The organism is Providencia sp. PROV261, assembly GCF_028477945.1.
Lineage (GTDB): Bacteria > Pseudomonadota > Gammaproteobacteria > Enterobacterales > Enterobacteriaceae > Providencia > Providencia stuartii.
Window position 1 is genome coordinate 41,770 of sequence record NZ_JAMPMC010000024.1, and the last position, 16,622, is coordinate 58,391.

The window sequence follows — 16,622 nt, forward strand, 5'->3', positions numbered from 1 at the left end:
GTGCAGATTAATATGTCTATATGGCTTATAGTAGGATGTTTAGCATACGACGTAGTGGCTCGGCAGCACCCCACAACAGTTGGTCACCGACGGTGAAGGCAGACAGATATTCTGGCCCCATATTCAGTTTACGCAGGCGGCCCACAGGGGTACTCAATGTGCCAGTCACCGCAGCAGGTGTCAGCTCACGCATGGTAATTTCACGATCATTCGGGACGACTTTCACCCATTCATTGTGAGAAGCCAGCAACTGTTCAACTTCATTGAGCGGGATATCTTTTTTCAGTTTTAATGTGAATGCTTGGCTATGGCAACGTAATGCACCAATACGTACACATAAACCATCAACAGGGATAATATTACTACCTGTTGCCAAAATTTTGTTAGTTTCCGCTTGGCCCTTCCACTCTTCACGGCTTTGGCCATTTTCTAGCGCTTTATCAATCCATGGGATCAGACTGCCTGCCAAAGGTACCCCGAACGCATCGGTTGGCATGGTGCCGCTACGAGTAAAGTCGGTCACTTTTTTCTCAATATCTAAAATGGCCGATGCAGGATCTTGTAGCTCTTTAGCCACTTGATTATGTAATGCACCCATTTGCATTAATAGTTCACGCATATTGCGCGCGCCAGCCCCTGAAGCTGCCTGATATGTTGCGACAGAAGCCCATTCAACGAGGTTATTGGTAAACAAGCCGCCTAGCGACATTAGCATCAAACTGACCGTACAGTTACCACCAACGAAGGTCTTAATGCCTTTATTCAGTCCATCTTGGATATGTTGTTGGTTGACGGGGTCGAGAATGATGATCGCATCATCTTTCATACGTAAGGCTGATGCCGCATCAATCCAATAGCCTTCCCAGCCTGATGCACGTAATTTAGGGTAAATATCATTCGTATAATCACCGCCTTGGCAACTAATAATGATATCTAGCGCTTTTAATGCATCGATGTCATTCGCATCTTGCAGCGTTCCGCGATGCCCACCATAAGTTGGCGCTTCAGCGCCATGTTGCGAGGTGGTAAAAAATACAGGATGAATTGCATTAAAATCACCTTCTTCTACCATTCTCTGCATCAAAACTGAACCGACCATACCTCGCCAGCCGATAAATCCTACATTTTTCATTATGTTCACCCTGTCTGTTTAAAATTCTCCCCCCGAATAAATGCTCTGCTCCATCCGAAAACAGGTTTTGCTCTCAGCAGAAACAAAAAATTTATTGGGTACATTAAAGCTGACAAAATATGAACCAGTGTGCAAGTGAATTTATTCACTAATAGTAAGAAGATTAGAAATGTGCCTAATGATCCCCCTATCTTGGCGCTTATACCCTACGCGCAAAAGGCTAAACGTAGAGGGGCTAATGAAAAAAAACCATCGCGACACAGGACTGCCGCGATGGCGCAGGAAAACTGAAGTCAAGAAAATCAATCACTAACAGTTCCTAGATAAGCTTAACGTTTCTTTCTACAACCCTGTACCGCCTTAAAACGTGGATTCGTTTTGCAAATCACATAAACACGACCACGCCGACGAACGACTTGGCAATCAGGGTGGCGCTGTTTAGCGGTTTTTAATGAACTCAAGACTTTCACGTTTATTTCTCCTCTTTTGATAGGAAGCGAGCAAAACGTTTCTGGAACTGCGCGGTTTTCCCTTCTTGTGAAATCATTTTTTGTTTACCGGTATAAAACGGGTGTGACTGTGAAGAGACATCCAAAGTGACATATGGAAAGCGTTCACCTTCAAACTCTATTGTTTTTTCCGTTTTAATCGTTGAACCAACTTTAAAATAAGCATCAGCACTGGTGTCGTGAAACACGACGGTTCGATATTGAGGATGGATCCCTGATTTCATCATAACGCCTCTAATTGTTATGTTATAATATAACAATATACACTTTTAAATAGCGATGCAATCCTTTTATTGAAAAGGAACACTAAAAAATTATTAAATATTTGTTTTTATTGTGGAAATGAATGTTTTTACTATAAAACGCACTGATTTTATAGGGAGCTATAATCTTTATTTGATATTTAGACCAACTATTAGTTGATAGTTTTATTAATCATCAAAACAACTAATAGAGTAAATCAATGAACGTAGAATCAATTACTTCTCAGCATACTGTCGCTAAACAGATAAAACCTTCTTTCACTGACACGCTACTAGGTTCGATTAAGAGTATACAAAATAAGATAAAATCTTCTGCCCCCAAAGTACATGCCACACTCAGTGGTGAAAAGAAAATAGAAAGCAGGATCCCCGGCAAAACGTTCCAATTGGCTATGGAGTACCAAAAGACCTTTCCGCCACACCACAACGTGCATACTTCAAACTTAGATAGCCTTTTATCAATGGAAAATGACCCGAAAAAATCCATTATTGATTATTTTGACAGAGTCATTGTGATTGGTGATAGCTTGTCTGACTCAGAAAAGAGGATGTATCACAAGTCAAAAGGGCTTATCCCCCGCTCCTCTCAATACTATAAAGGTAAGTTTACTAATGGCAGCGTATGGACCGAATTTCTGACAATGCCAAGCATCATGCAAAGCGTGGCATTCCATAAAGGGATATCTCACGACCCGAAAGTGACGCTTATTAATAGGGCGGAAGGTGGGGCACCTTGTGCATCTTATTCAACGTCATCCCCTAAATTTAGGTTTCTCTCTAATATGGAAAAACAGATAAAAGGATTAAATTTTACCGAAAAAGATTTAGTCATTGTTTTTATCGGTGCCAATGATTATCTCACTTATCATAAAACAGACGTGAATTTCGTCGTTTTGAGTCAAAAAAAATCAATTGAGAAGATGGTGCAAAAAGGCGCTAGGCAAATTTTAGTCATGGGGATACCCGACCTTTCTCAACCCCCTTACGCCAAAAAGGTCGCAGAGAAAAACCCCAAATACCGGCAGGAAATGCAACGTATTTCTATTGAACATAATCATAAACTTAGACAACTCGTTGAGCTTATGAATTTACAGCAACCTTGTCGGATCATGTTCTTTGATGTCAATAACACCATGGATAACATTATGAATGTCGTCAATAACATAAATGCCAGAAAGCCGGGATCTTATGAGGTAAACAAGGCTTTTTCACATGGGTACATCTTCGGGAACGCCCCCTTAGAAATCGACCCTCACTATGTATTTGTTGACGAGGTACATCCAACCCAAGAAATCCATCATATTATTGCGATGGAATTGCATCATTTTATTTATAAAAACTTTAATCCACAGAACAAATCAATATTAATCAGCGAACCTTAAACCATCTAAAAAAACAACAGGAGGCTCGTTTGTCCATACAACTAGCCTCTTATTGCCCTCCCTACACTGCCACGGCAAAATCTGCGCTTTCTTTAACATGAACAAAAACAATGTCTAGCAGCAAAGCCGCATTATCTGACTAAAAACTTTTATATAATCAGCCTCAAACGCTACCATTTATGACTTATCAAAGTGATACTAAGCGTATTAGATAATTGTCACCATTAAGGAGATACCTATGTATTACGGCTTTGATATGGGCGGTACAAAAATTGAACTTGCTGTGTTTGATGAATCACTCAACCCCATTTGGCAAAAACGCGTACCAACACCAAAAGATGATTATCAAGCTCTCCTTAATGCTTTTCGTCATCTTACTGAAGAAGCTGATACTCAATTTAACGGTCAAGGAAAGGTGGGAGTTGGCATACCCGGTATTGTCAACCACGAGAAAGGAACGGTATTTACTACAAATGTACCCGCCGCTAAATATCAGCCTTTGGTCTATGACTTAGCCGATACCTTACAACGCCCAGTCAAAGTAGAGAACGATGCTAACTGTTTTGCGCTTTCAGAAGCTTGGGCGCCTGAGTTTAAAAATTACCCAACGGTACTTGGTCTGATATTAGGCACTGGCGTTGGTGGCGGCTTTGTCACCCACGGTAAAGTCCTTCCCGGTAAAAATGGCATTGCTGGCGAAATTGGTCATATGAATGTGACCTTACAGGGCGCTCGTTTACTTGGAAACCAAGTTCCGGAAGTCATGTGCGGTTGTGGTAAACCTGCTTGCTTTGAAACCTATTTGTCCGGCCCAGGTTTTGAACGCATCTATACCTCATTTACAGGTGAACAAAAATCAGCGATTGAAATTATCCAGCTTTACTACCAAGGCGACCGCAATGCAAAACAGCATGTTGAACGCTATATCGATTTATTAGGGATGTTTTTAGGCCAAGTATTGACCATACTAGACCCTGATTTAGTGGTGATTGGTGGCGGATTATCGCAATTTGATGGTATTTACCAACTTCTGCCTGATGTTTTGCCTCAGTATTTGTATGGTATCGCGAATCTCCCTGCCATTGAAAAAGCACGATATGGTGACTCCGGTGGTGCAAGAGGTGCTGCGTGTTTAAACTTACTTGATTAATTCTATTTAAATTTTTTCATACTAAAAAACTGAAGCAGCGCTAAATACACCGTGTCTCTTTTCGTTGTTTCAGTTTTTAAATAGTGAGATCGGGAACCAAAACACCATAAAATGCCCCATATTTTAATGGGCACAAAGAGATTCGCCAATTCACATCTGGCATGACTATTTTTAGCATCCCTTCGACAAACACCCCCAGTCTATCAATAGACAGATAGATTTATTGAACGCCAATTAATGGCAATAGCCTATTCTTTATCAAATGATTATTGTCACTGTTAAAAATGGTGTGTTTATTTTTTATCAAAGCTCAACTTATTAATGCTACATATTGTTTTTATTGATATTTTTATTTACCAGTGTCAATAAAAAAATCTTCAATTAATGATTAAACTCATTTAACTTAAGATTCAAAAATAAATTAAACATACGGTTAATTATAATATAGCCTCCCTTTTAACCAGTCAGAAATTATCTTAAATAATCGAATAACATCATAAGCATTCGCAATTTAACTAAGTGAAAACAGTCCATCATATTAACGAAGCTGGTGAGCTATCATCAACATATAAGGGTAAGCTGTCTAACTATTAGACAATGAAATAGGGCTAGCGACATGCCTATTTTTTATTAGTTGATTGATTAAATCACTTTACCATCGCTTACTAGTTGTGAACTATAAATACGACAAAATAATAATAAAGACATTATAATTGATTTTTTGCCAACTTCATCACAAAAAAATAATTATGATTCATGATTAAATTAAATCATGAACTATATGTTCACATATTGCTAGGAGTCATTAAGTTTATTAGTCGCCTTAGCAGACCTTATCGGTTATCAGATAAGCCAGTCTTTTAAACTCTAAACGCATAATATCACTTATCAGATATTTTTAAAATATCAATTGATGTAGTGGCTGTGATTATCATGGCAAAAGATAACTCCGATATTACTAAACAATCTCTCTATTTCATATGATTAATTAAATCGTATGAAATAAAGCATCGCATTACATTAATGAGGTATATCATGGATTTTAATCAATCTCCTTTAGCTATAAATAGTGCAAACAAAAAACAATCTAGTTTTGATTTGATTGTACAAAGTAGTTGTCGTTCCGTTATGCAACAGCCATTAGTGAATTTCACTAATAATCCGTCATTAATTAGCTTACAGCAAGATGTCAATTCTGCATTAGGCACAGCAAAAGAAAATGCAAAATATTATCTTGATACGATACAACCAATGATAATTAGGAATATTTCCAGCATTAGTGCTTACTATACAATTCATAATTCAATAGCATCCCAAGTTCCGGCGGGAAAAAGTATTTCTGATTGGCTAAATATTTTAGGTGCGATTAGAGATCAATCAAACAAATATGCAAGTGAGGCGAATGTAACTAGCACACTCTTATCACAATTTAGCCATAAGCTAGATAATAGTGTAGCGAGTTTCTATGATGTTGTTGATAGATTAAACACCGCGATACTAGGTGATAACGGTGCGCTGTCTCAAAATAGAAATAATATACTCAATATACAAACACAAATAGCTGCTGATCAAGCCGGTATAACGATTAGTGCTTTAGGTATTGCTGGAGGGTTCTTTTCTATTATTGTGGGGGCTGTGGGTTCCCTCGTTACCGGAGGGGCGGCAGTAAGCATGGTGATTGGAGGGGCGGTGGCAATAGCAACAGGTCTTGCTGGTGTTATAGGTGCGGTACTTAAACTTCAGGGTGACCTTAGATTGAAAGAGAAGTTATTAATTGAAGATGCTAATTTGAAAAATGAGGTTAGAGTCGCTCAAGCATGTTCAACGGGAAATGCGCAACTGGCAACTTGTATATCACAAGCAGCTCAAGCTTCACTTGAAATGTCAAATGCATGGCAGTTTCTCTCTAATGATATAGATAACCTTATTAGTGACCTAAATATGGGAATTATCAATACGGATAATGTTAGAGAATTATTCTTATCTAGTGCTAATAACCAAGTTAAAATCGTATTAAAAGATACTGATACAATTAAATCGCAAATGAGTGGTGTTGAATATGTCATCAACCCTAAAAAGTTAACTTATGATTTAATTAATGTTAATTAAAAATCAGCACTAAAAATAGCATAGGAAGTTAATAACATGAAGTAAAATTAACTCAATCATAAGGTGAAGGTATGAACATTTTAAATTATAAAAGCCTAATGTTTAATTATCTTGGTATATTAAGCAAGTATAATAATTCACAATGGAACTTGCCCTTTTATGCCCAAAAAATAATCATCGCAATTAATAATTCAATGCTTGTATGCGAGAAAGTTATTGAGGCTTCATCAGCTCAAATCCAAAATTGGATTAATGAACTTAAATCAATATCCAATTTTATAAATATGAATGACATATCTAGTTGTCGTGAAGCATTCTCTAAAATGCAACTTGACTCATCTAATGTCATTAATGATATATCGTTACAAATAAGTGTCCTGCAAGACTGTGTTAGTACTATAGAAGACGTCATGTCAACATCTCAAATTTTCTATGGTGATCCGGAAATTAACGCATTAAATGAATTTAAAAATGACGTAATTGGTTTTTTTAATATTGAAATGAACTTTCAAGTATATCTACTTGTAATATTATCGGATTGCAAAGCGCTAAATAATCTCTTTAGCATAAGTATACAACCATACAACTATGAACAATATAATTCGATGTTAGTTGTTAAGGTGCAAACCGAAGCCTCATTTGTAAAAGTAAAGGAGTTAAGATTGTCACTTTAGGATATAGGGATTAAAGGCGCTTATTGCAAAAAGTGCATTGGTGTGACGTTATTGCTCATTATTTAGGAAAATAACCATGTCACTGAATGATTTTAAATGGAAGTATTTTGCTCCCTCTATCACCCTTTGTGTATACGTAGCTATGATTCAATATCTCTGAGCTATGCCGATGTTAGTGATATTTTGGCTGAACGAGGAATTTTTCATCATTCAGCCACTTATTGCTATTTTATCGAATAGACTCCGATAGAACATGTCAAATATATCAAGCAAACCTAACTCAGTTATGGCGTAATGACGCGTACGTATCTGTAAACTATTTTCATAATGCTAGTTAAGTTAAAGGTCACAAATTGTAGGTAAAAATTGCAATGCCTGGTGTGAATTGACGAATATCTAGCTGACCATGGAAATGGGCTGCTTTACTGTGTTTTTGAATCTATAGCACGCCTTTAATCTCACTTTTTTCTTTTATTAATAACCATTTTATTGTTTATCACTAGAAAAAGATAATTTAAAAAATAATATTTTTATATTGATGCATTTTTCAGAGTTTTTTAATTCTACGGTTTCAATAAGTTATAACATAATCTTACATATTGCTGTTATGATTCATTATCTTTTATTAACAATTAATGGCAAAATAACTCCTATCTAGCCCGTTTTTATCAGTCATTGATGATACTTAGAAAAATTTCATAAATAACTCATGAAAATCAGCCAGATAATAAAGACTAGTCCGATACTGAAAATCATTGAAATTGATATGATTAAGTTAACGGTAATGGTAATAACAAAATTGAAACTCTAAATATTATAGAGAGAACATTTATGAGTTTGTTTCTACAAAACTGTCTGACCTTCCCCGTCATTATTTTTAGCGGCCTACTTATTATTGTTATGTTTTATTGGTTATGTGCCGCTTTTGGATTATTAGATATTGATTTATTTAATGTTGATACATCCGTTGATGGTGGCGGCTTTGATGCTACAGGGTTTGCTGGCTGGCTCACAAAACTCGGGCTTGCAGGTATTCCAGTCACGATTATTCTGACCTTATTTACACTATTTGGCTGGTTATTAAGTTACTTTAGTGTTCATTGGTTTATTCGTTTTATTGATATTACACTACTACGCTACCTTGTCGGCTTCACTGTATTCTTCGTTATATCCTTTATTTCAATCCACTTAACCGCCCTATGTTTAAAACCATTACGTGAGAAATTGGCTAAATCTAATACGCCAAAAACAGCCCAACGATTAATGGGTAAACTCGCCACCGTACGTTCAGGAGAAGTCACCGAACATAAAGGCGAAGCCATACTAGAAGATGGTGGTGCAGGGTTAATTCTGCAAATTCGTGCCGCTGCTACTGAAAATATTACGCGAGGTGACCGCGTTGTTATCATTAGTTATGACCCCGTGTCACACAGCTACAATGTGGTGACGGAAGACGAATTTCGCCAGTAATAAACACTATTTTGAACCTTTAACGACGACATTATCGAAACCCATGGAGAGAAAATATGGAATTGGCTGACCTAATGCCCTTTTTAACCATTATTGGGGGCATCATCATAGTCATACTTGGCTTTTTTGGGCTATTTAAAGCCTTCTATATCAAGGTCCCACAAGGAACTGCATTGATTGTTAACGACATGTCGTCGCAACCAAAAGTTCACTTTACTGGTGCTTTAGTTTATCCCGTCATCTACAAAAAAGAGTTTATGAGAATTTCTCTCTTAACTTTGGAAGTTGACCGCCGCGGTAAAGATGGCCTGATTTGCCAAGACAACTTACGTGCAGATATTACTGTCGCTTTCTATTTACGTGTTAATGAGACCACTGAAGACGTACTCAAAGTGGCTAAAGCCATTGGGGTCGACCGCGCATCCGATCATCAAGCCGTCAGTACCTTATTTAGCGCTAAGTTTTCAGAAGCACTCAAAACGGTTGGTAAGCAGTTTGAACTCTCTAAGCTATTTGAAGATAGGCAGAACTTCCGTGATCGTATCGTGGATGTTATCGGTAAAGATCTCAATGGTTATGCACTTGAAGATGTGGCCATTGACTACCTTGAACAAACGCCAAAAGCCGCTCTTGATCCAAATAATATCTTCGACTCCGAAGGTATCCGTAAAATCACTGAAATCACCGCTATCCATAATATTGAAACTAACCAGAAAGAGCGCGACCAAGAACTGGCTATTCAAAAGAAAAATGTGGAAACCCGTGAAGCAAGCCTAGCCCTTGAACGCCAACAAGCGGATGCAGAAGCTCGCCAAAAACGTGAGATTGAAAATATTCGTGCTCGTGAGCAAGCCGAAACATTACGCGTACAAGAAGAAGAGCGCTTAAAAGCAGAGCAAGCACGTATTCAAACTCAGCAAGAAATTGAAATTCGTGAAGAAAATCGCATGCGTGAAGTTGAAGTTGCTCAGCAGAACCGGACCCGCGCAGTTGCTATTGAACAGGAACGCGTTAATCGTGCTCGTGACCTCGAAATCGTAGCCCGCGAACGTGAGGTTGAACTACAACGTATTGAAAAAGAAAAAGCGTTGGAAGAAGAACGCAAAAATATTTCTAACGTGATCCGTGAACGCGTTATCGTTGAAAAAAGCGTTGCCCAAGAAGAAGAGCGTATCAAAGAGGTACGTGAAGTATCAGAAGCCGATCGCTTAAGACAAGTGACCGTTATCAACGCTCAAGCAGAAGCGGAAGAGTCTTTAGTTCGCCAAGTGAAGAAAGCCGAAGCCGATGAAGCGAGTGCAAAACACAGAGCCGAAGAAATCAGCACCATGGCACAAGCGGAACTTGAAGCTTCAGCAAAACAAGCAGAAGCCAAAAAACGCTTAGCAGAAGGGATTGAAGCTGAACATGCTGCACTCGGCCTCGCAGAAGCACGAGTACGTCAAGCCACAGCCGAAGCGGAAGAAAAAGAGGGATTAGTCCTAGCGAATATCACCGCTGAGAAACTCCTAGCAGAAGCGCGTGGATTAAAAGAAAAAGGCTTAACTGAAGCACAAGTGTTGGAAGCAAAAGCGCTTGCTGAACAACAACAAGGCTTTGCTGAAGCGAAAGTCCTCGAAGAAAAACTGGCCGCTCAAGCACGCGGTGAAGAGCAACAAGCCAATGCGAAAGAAAAACTGGGCTTGGCGGATGCGAAAGTGCTTGAAGAGAAACTGGCTGCCCAAGCTCGAGGGGAAGGTCAATTAGGTGCCGCACAAGCCGAAGTGATCCGTCAACGTCTGAAAGCAGAAGCGGATGGCTTGACCGATAAATTCAAATCCATGGATCACCTCAGCGATACTGCCCGTGCTCATGAAGAGTTCCGTATGCGTCTTGAGAAAGAGTTTGAGCAAGCTATGGCATCAATTGACGCAAATAAAGAGATTGCTCGTGAGCAAGCCGATGTATTGGCTGCTGCATTAACCAAAACCAATATCGAAATTGTGGGCGGTGACGGTAGCTTCTTTAATACCTTCTCTAAAGCGCTTAGCTTAGGTAAAGCCGTTGATGGCTTTATGGATAAAAGCAGCTTTGCTAAAGAGAGTGTCGAAAAGCTGATCAACCGTAAAGACGATAAGAAAATCGATATTGCAGCTTTACTGAAAAACCCTGAGGTTCAAGATTTGATTAACAGCTTTATGGCTGCAAAAGGTGCAAACCCGCAGGTTAAAACCGTCTCGGCAAAACCTGAAGCACCAACGGATGATCAGCTCTAATGGGGTATGCTCTAACGTGTTTAAATTATATTACTGGCTCGGTATGGCACTCATACCATAGCGAATAATCATTTAACGGTAAACGAGCATCCTAGTTCAAAGGCATACATATCGGGTATGCCTTCAACTTTTGTCTTTTGTTATAGCCAAGGAAACCAACGACGCATGTCAATTCAGGATACGAGTCACGAGCAAAACATACTGGATAGTGCTGTTGCGCAAGGCGGCGCATATGAAATATTACGCAAACGCCTTACAGAACAAGGGCAACAGCTTCATCAAAAAGCAGCGCAACTCAATGACAGTCGTTTACAAGAGTTCGGTCAAAGCCAAATGGATATTATTGGCCGTATTCGTATTCGCACAGAAAATAATTGCCAAGCAAGGGATATTGTCCGAGTTGGTGAATGGCTTCTATTTGGCTATAACGTTTTCCTTGGCCTCAAAAGAGAAACACAAATTGAAGATGTGTTTTCTCTGTATCGACTGATTGATAACCAAGGTGAGTTTGATGTTGAAGCGGTCTCCTATGACGGCACCTTCCTCAGTGATACGCGCTTTATCCAAGATTTTACTGAGCTTTACACCTATTACAAAAACACCCAATTACTACAGTTAGTTGAACGTGATGGTAAGCTATTAGCTAGCTTTCAAATTGGTGAACGTATCACCGATGTGCGGGTTTTCCGCTGGTCTATCTCCAGTGATAAAAGCAAAATCGATTATATCGACAACCGCGGTGAACGCGACATCGCCCTTCCCCCTGCCTATGACTTTGAATGGGTGAAAACAACCCGTGAAAACACGGTTAATGGTCGTTTTCCGCATATCAATATTTTAGATACTGTTTTCGTTGAAACTATTGGTGGCGACCTCACCATAAAATGCGAAAATAACACAGAAGATGGCCTCGGCATTTATCGCGAAGCGGTGTTAGATAAAAACCAATCCCTAGATGATGCCCAAATTGAATATGCCCAAACAGGCAGCCTGATCTTACTGAAAATATTACCCTATCGCGAAGAGAACTGGCGCTATCTCGTCTACAATACACTGACTCAAACAGCTCAACGCATTGATGCGATTGGTCAGGCATGTGTACAGCTTCCCGAAGACCACGGCATTATTTTCCCAGGTGGATATTACTTACAAAATGGTGAGTATAAAACCTTTGATCAACCTATGGATGGCATGCGTTTTCGTCGCTTGCGCCGTTCCCCAAACGGTGAGGATGTCCTGTATGTCTTCTATTCGCCAAACCAAGGTCGTATCGCCCTCTTTAATTATAATTTGATTGAGCGAAAACTGGCGATTCCGCTGATCGGGCATGGTTATGCCATGCTTGAAGATGGGAAAATGGTTCTCTTTGAAGGTGAAGGTGACGAAGCCACTCGAGTTCACCCGATGCAAGTTTGGCAAACCCCTTTCTATTCAGAAGAATTTGCCGATCAACAGCCTGCGCGAGGGGGCTTTTTTGGTCGCATTGGTAACGCTGATCTTGTACGTGGCATCTCAGAAATTCTGCATATTGCTAAAGAAATTGAAGGTAATCAGGTTTCCGTTGCCCGCTATGAACAACTCAGCCAACAACCGAAAAACCTACTTGATATTTATTATTGGTTTAATGACGAGCAATGTTTAGGTATCGGTAAATTACTCAAAGAGATCACACAAACCAGTGAATTGGTCTTAGATGAGTATGAAAAAGTCGAGAGTATCCGCCAGCAATCAGCAAAATCGATGAATGAAGCGGTTAATCGGCAAAAGACACTGATGTCTTTAACATTACCTGAAAGCTGGAATGATATTCAGCAGTTTGTTGATGGGTTAAATGCACTCAGTGCCCAACGTGGTCACCTGATCTCCTTACGCGAATTCCGCTATATGGATTTAACGAAACTCGCGCAGATGGAAGAAGAAATTACGCAAGCACAGCAGTATGTTTCTCAAACTACCGCGACTTTCCTAGCGAGCGATAAAGCACTACAACCATTTAAAACGCAACTTTCTCAGTTTGAAGAGCAAATGGAGAGTGCTCAAAATAGTGCGCAGCTCGATATTCCAATGAATGGCATGGAAAAAATGTCTGCCGACTTGGATATGCTATCGAATCTAATGGCTTCGCTAAAATTTGATGATGTGACTCAACAAACCAACATCATTGATGCAATTTCACAAATTTATGCCCAATTAAACCAGTCACGCGCTCGTTTACAACAAAAACGTAAATCACAAAGTGCTGTCGAGACTGTGGCTCAGTTTGGCGCACAATTCCGCCTATTTAGCCAAGGCATTACAAATGCCCTATCACTCTCCACGGATCCTGAACGCTGCGATGACCAGCTATCTAGGCTATTAGTCCAATTAGAAGAGTTAGAAAGCCAATTCAGCAGCCACGATGAGTTCCTAGAAGATATTCTCGCCAAACGCGAAGAGCTGCTAGAAACCTTTGAGTCGCACAAGCAAGCCTTATTAGATGAACGCCAACGCCGTTCACAAAACTTACAAACAGCAGCCGACCGCCTGTTAGATAGTTTGCAACGCCGCACTGCACGTTTACAGTCTCAAGATGAATTAAACGCCTTTTTTGCGTCTGATCCATTGGCAACAAAAACGCGTGAAATCATTGAAAAACTAAGAGAAATCAATGATAACGTCAAAGCGGATGATATTGATGCTAGATTAAAAGCAGCGCGCGACCAATCTATTCGCACACTACGCGATAAAACAGATATTTACGAAGATGGCGGTAATATAATTAAATTAGGGCCTCGCCATCGCTTTAGTGTTAACACCCAAGAGCTTGATTTAACCATCTTGCCGAAAGATAACCAACTTTGGTTATATCTGACGGGTACCGATTTCCAAGAGCCTATTGATAACCCTCAATTAGCTGAGTTACAACCTTATTGGTCAGCGGCACTTGAATCCGAGTCAGACGATGTTTATCGGGCTGAATACCTTGCATATTCAATTATCTACGCTGCAAGTAAGCGCCAAGATGGCCTTGATTATAATATGCTTAAGTCCGCGTTATCGGTGCCTGAGAAATTAGAGAAAATCGTACGCGACTTTGCAGCCCCACGTTATAAAGAGGGCTATGAGAAAGGTATTCACGATCACGATGCCATCGCTATTTTGAAAAAACTCCTGCCTGTCGGAGAGAGTGCTGATTTACTGCGTTATAACCCAACATCGCGAGCAATTGCTGCGATTTTCTGGGAACAAGTACAAAATAATGAATATCCGGCTTTATGGCCAGAGCGCGCCAGAACCGCAATGAATATTCATCAGCTATTCCATAATGATGATGCTTTGCTCGATTTGCAGGCGGAAATCGAAGCAGACATTAGCCTATTTTTACAAGAGCACCCGATACCTTGTGAAAGTTACCAACAAACTCAAGCCGCAGAGTATCTTAGCTTTGCGCTGGCGAGAACGCCTATTGAATTAGTTTACAGTAAATATGCTAGAGACCTTGTTGCCGCCTTGCAAACTCGGTTAGAAGACGCCCATATGTGGATAGACTTCAACCGTTCCCAACAAAACCTTGCAGGCCGCTATGCTCAGCGTTGGGCATTGATTCAAAACTGGTTACAAGGGCTATGTTCAGTGCCTGAATTTGCCCATCTTACGCCTTATATTCCGGGTGCAATCGCCATTATTATTTTAGACAAAGTCGCATCAGCACGTTATAGCGAAGCTGATCTGTACTTCAAAGTTAATGGGTTATTAGGCGAACATCCAACGATAGAAAATCAAACCCTCTCGTTGAGCTTAGATAACTATTTCAGTCGCATGCGTTTTCAAAGAAAACGGTTTATTCCCGCATTCCGTGAATATCAAGCGTTACGCCAACGTATTGTCATTGAAGAGCGCCGTCGTTTGAAGCTACATGAGTTTAAAGCGCACCCTCTTAGCTCCTTTGTTCGTAATAAACTGATCAACGACGTCTATTTACCGATTATTGGTGACAATATGGCGAAGCAAATCGGTGCATTAGGGGAAGGTAAACGTACCGATTTGATGGGGCTACTTTTGATGATCTCCCCGCCTGGTTACGGTAAAACCACATTGATGGAATATGTTGCTGACCGCTTAGGCCTCATTTTCATGAAAATTAACGGGCCTGCGTTAGGTCATGACGTGTTATCACTCGACCCAGACCAAGCACCAAATGCAACTGCACGTCAGGAGCTAGAAAAACTCAATTTAGCCTTAGAGATGGGGAATAACGTGATGCTCTATGTGGATGATATTCAGCATACGCATCCTGAGTTTTTACAGAAATTTATTTCTCTGTGTGACGGAACAAGGCGCATTGAAGGGGTTTGGAAAGGAAAAACGAAAACCTATGACATGCGTGGTAAAAAATTCTGTGTTGTTATGGCAGGTAACCCATATACCGAATCAGGTGAAGTGTTCCGCATACCGGACATGCTCGCCAACCGCGCTGATATCTATAACCTAGGGGAAGTGCTTGGCGGCATGGATGATGCCTTCGCATTAAGCTACATTGAAAACAGTCTCACCTCAAACCCTGTACTTGCGCCGCTTGCTCTACGTGATCTCAATGACCTCTACCTTTTCGTTGATAAAGCAATGGGTAAATCAGTCTCAACTAATGCTTTGAGCTACCCCTATTCAGATGCAGAAATCAGTGAAATTGTCGCTGTCATTAAGCGCCTAATCACGCTACGCGATGTCGTACTCAAAGTGAATCAGCAATATATTGCCAGTGCAGCACAGTCCGATAAATACCGCACCGAGCCAGCCTTCCGTTTGCAAGGTAGCTATCGAAATATGAATAAACTGAGTGAAAAAGTGTCCTCTGTCATGAATGAAGAGGAGCTTGAACGTTTATTGGATGATCACTACCTCGGTGAAGCACAATTACTCACCACAGGAGCAGAAGAAAATTTACTCAAATTAGCTGAAATTCGCGGTAAGCTCACGGAGCAACAGGCCGCACGCTGGCAACAAATCAAAAAGGACTTTATGCGCAATAAAGCACTAGGTGGGGATAATGCAGATGTGGGTGACCGTGTTGTTGCACAACTTGCTGATCTGGTTGAAAGTGTACAAGCATTAAGCCAGCAAGCATGAAACAGTGGTTGAACCAACGACTGAAACTACTTGCTATTTTGGCTGGGCTATTGGTCATCATCCAAGTGATCAATAGCCTAACAGGCTATTCGTTAAATCGCTTTGGTATCATACCCAGAAGCTTAGAGGGCCTCATCGGTATCCCCCTTTCCCCCTTTATTCATAGTAGTTGGGGACATTTACTGAGTAACCTTCCTCCTTTACTGATCCTCAGCGCAGTACTGCTACATAGAGAGATCCGTGAATATCTATTAGCTTCGCTCTTTATTATTATTACTGGTGGATTAGCTGTTTGGTTAGTTGGTCGCTACGCCATTCATGTTGGCACAAGTGGTTGGATTTTCGGGCTTTGGGGGTTACTGATCGCCCAAGGTTATTTTCGTCGCAAACTTTCTGACATTATCATCACTGTCTTGGTGCTATTTTATTTTGGCGCAATGGCATCCGGCTTGCTGCCCGTTCATCAATATATTTCAACTGAATCGCATATTGCTGGTGCAATATCGGGTATTTTCTATGCATGGTGGGTTAATCGCCGCAAGAAAAGCGCCCTTTCACCTACAGAAAGCTAA

The 16,622-nt window shown here is 40.4% G+C and carries 11 protein-coding genes; 8 read left to right on the forward strand and 3 right to left on the reverse strand.

All coding sequences use genetic code 11. The features are described from left to right. Positions 1-25: 25 nt before the first annotated feature. From asd to PR675_RS14135, 3 genes are all read right to left on the reverse strand, one after another. Positions 26-1,132 carry an aspartate-semialdehyde dehydrogenase gene (gene asd, locus PR675_RS14125; RefSeq protein WP_004924086.1) on the reverse strand — a complete coding sequence of 369 codons (1,107 nt, stop codon included), beginning with the start codon at positions 1,130-1,132 and terminating at the stop codon, positions 26-28. 329 nt (positions 1,133-1,461) lie between these two features. Beyond that, positions 1,462-1,602 carry a type B 50S ribosomal protein L36 gene (gene ykgO / locus PR675_RS14130; RefSeq protein WP_014657160.1) on the reverse strand — a complete coding sequence of 47 codons (141 nt, stop codon included), beginning with the start codon at positions 1,600-1,602 and terminating at the stop codon, positions 1,462-1,464. A gap of 2 nt (positions 1,603-1,604) precedes the next feature. Beyond that, positions 1,605-1,865 (reverse strand): type B 50S ribosomal protein L31, encoded by a 261-nt coding sequence (locus PR675_RS14135; protein WP_014657159.1) that lies wholly within the window; start codon positions 1,863-1,865, stop codon positions 1,605-1,607. Between the two features lie 239 nt (positions 1,866-2,104). Here PR675_RS14135 and PR675_RS14140 point away from each other — a divergent pair, with 239 nt between their 5' ends. From PR675_RS14140 to PR675_RS14175, 8 genes are all read left to right on the forward strand, one after another. Further along, the gene (locus tag PR675_RS14140; protein ID WP_052038343.1) at positions 2,105-3,286 is read left to right on the forward strand and encodes an SGNH/GDSL hydrolase family protein; all 1,182 of its coding nucleotides are present in this window, start codon (positions 2,105-2,107) and stop codon (positions 3,284-3,286) included. Between the two features lie 238 nt (positions 3,287-3,524). Continuing rightward, positions 3,525-4,436: an N-acetylglucosamine kinase gene (gene nagK, locus PR675_RS14145; protein WP_004924069.1), complete on the forward strand. Its 912-nt coding sequence runs from the start codon at positions 3,525-3,527 to the stop codon at positions 4,434-4,436. A gap of 1,035 nt (positions 4,437-5,471) precedes the next feature. Further along, a complete protein-coding gene (locus PR675_RS14150) occupies positions 5,472-6,545 on the forward strand; it encodes an HBL/NHE enterotoxin family protein (protein WP_014657156.1) in 1,074 nt (357 codons plus the stop codon). A 71-nt stretch (positions 6,546-6,616) separates the two neighbouring features. Further along, on the forward strand, positions 6,617-7,219 hold the full coding sequence (locus tag PR675_RS14155; protein WP_004924062.1) for a hypothetical protein: 603 nt from the start codon (positions 6,617-6,619) through the stop codon (positions 7,217-7,219). An 831-nt stretch (positions 7,220-8,050) separates the two neighbouring features. Further along, positions 8,051-8,689, forward strand: a complete 639-nt coding sequence (locus PR675_RS14160; protein WP_040132618.1) for an OB-fold-containig protein — start codon at positions 8,051-8,053, stop codon at positions 8,687-8,689. A gap of 56 nt (positions 8,690-8,745) precedes the next feature. Beyond that, positions 8,746-10,944 (forward strand): flotillin family protein, encoded by a 2,199-nt coding sequence (locus tag PR675_RS14165; protein ID WP_004924051.1) that lies wholly within the window; start codon positions 8,746-8,748, stop codon positions 10,942-10,944. A 165-nt stretch (positions 10,945-11,109) separates the two neighbouring features. Next, positions 11,110-16,050: a DNA repair ATPase gene (locus PR675_RS14170; RefSeq protein WP_040132619.1), complete on the forward strand. Its 4,941-nt coding sequence runs from the start codon at positions 11,110-11,112 to the stop codon at positions 16,048-16,050. Then, positions 16,047-16,622: a rhomboid family intramembrane serine protease gene (locus PR675_RS14175; RefSeq protein WP_040132620.1), complete on the forward strand. Its 576-nt coding sequence runs from the start codon at positions 16,047-16,049 to the stop codon at positions 16,620-16,622. Before PR675_RS14170 ends, PR675_RS14175 begins: the two co-directional genes overlap by 4 nt.

What these genes read in the sequence shown, in the direction of transcription:
- PR675_RS14160 (WP_040132618.1), top strand. Translation starts at nt 8,051, where the DNA reads ATGAGTTTGTTTCTACAAAACTGTCTGACCTTCCCCGTCATTATTTTT.
- asd (WP_004924086.1), bottom strand. Translation starts at nt 1,132, where the DNA reads ATGAAAAATGTAGGATTTATCGGCTGGCGAGGTATGGTCGGTTCAGTT.
- PR675_RS14155 (WP_004924062.1), top strand. Translation starts at nt 6,617, where the DNA reads ATGAACATTTTAAATTATAAAAGCCTAATGTTTAATTATCTTGGTATA.
- nagK (WP_004924069.1), top strand. Translation starts at nt 3,525, where the DNA reads ATGTATTACGGCTTTGATATGGGCGGTACAAAAATTGAACTTGCTGTG.
- PR675_RS14150 (WP_014657156.1), top strand. Translation starts at nt 5,472, where the DNA reads ATGGATTTTAATCAATCTCCTTTAGCTATAAATAGTGCAAACAAAAAA.
- PR675_RS14165 (WP_004924051.1), top strand. Translation starts at nt 8,746, where the DNA reads ATGGAATTGGCTGACCTAATGCCCTTTTTAACCATTATTGGGGGCATC.
- PR675_RS14140 (WP_052038343.1), top strand. Translation starts at nt 2,105, where the DNA reads ATGAACGTAGAATCAATTACTTCTCAGCATACTGTCGCTAAACAGATA.
- PR675_RS14175 (WP_040132620.1), top strand. Translation starts at nt 16,047, where the DNA reads ATGAAACAGTGGTTGAACCAACGACTGAAACTACTTGCTATTTTGGCT.
- PR675_RS14135 (WP_014657159.1), bottom strand. Translation starts at nt 1,865, where the DNA reads ATGAAATCAGGGATCCATCCTCAATATCGAACCGTCGTGTTTCACGAC.
- PR675_RS14170 (WP_040132619.1), top strand. Translation starts at nt 11,110, where the DNA reads ATGTCAATTCAGGATACGAGTCACGAGCAAAACATACTGGATAGTGCT.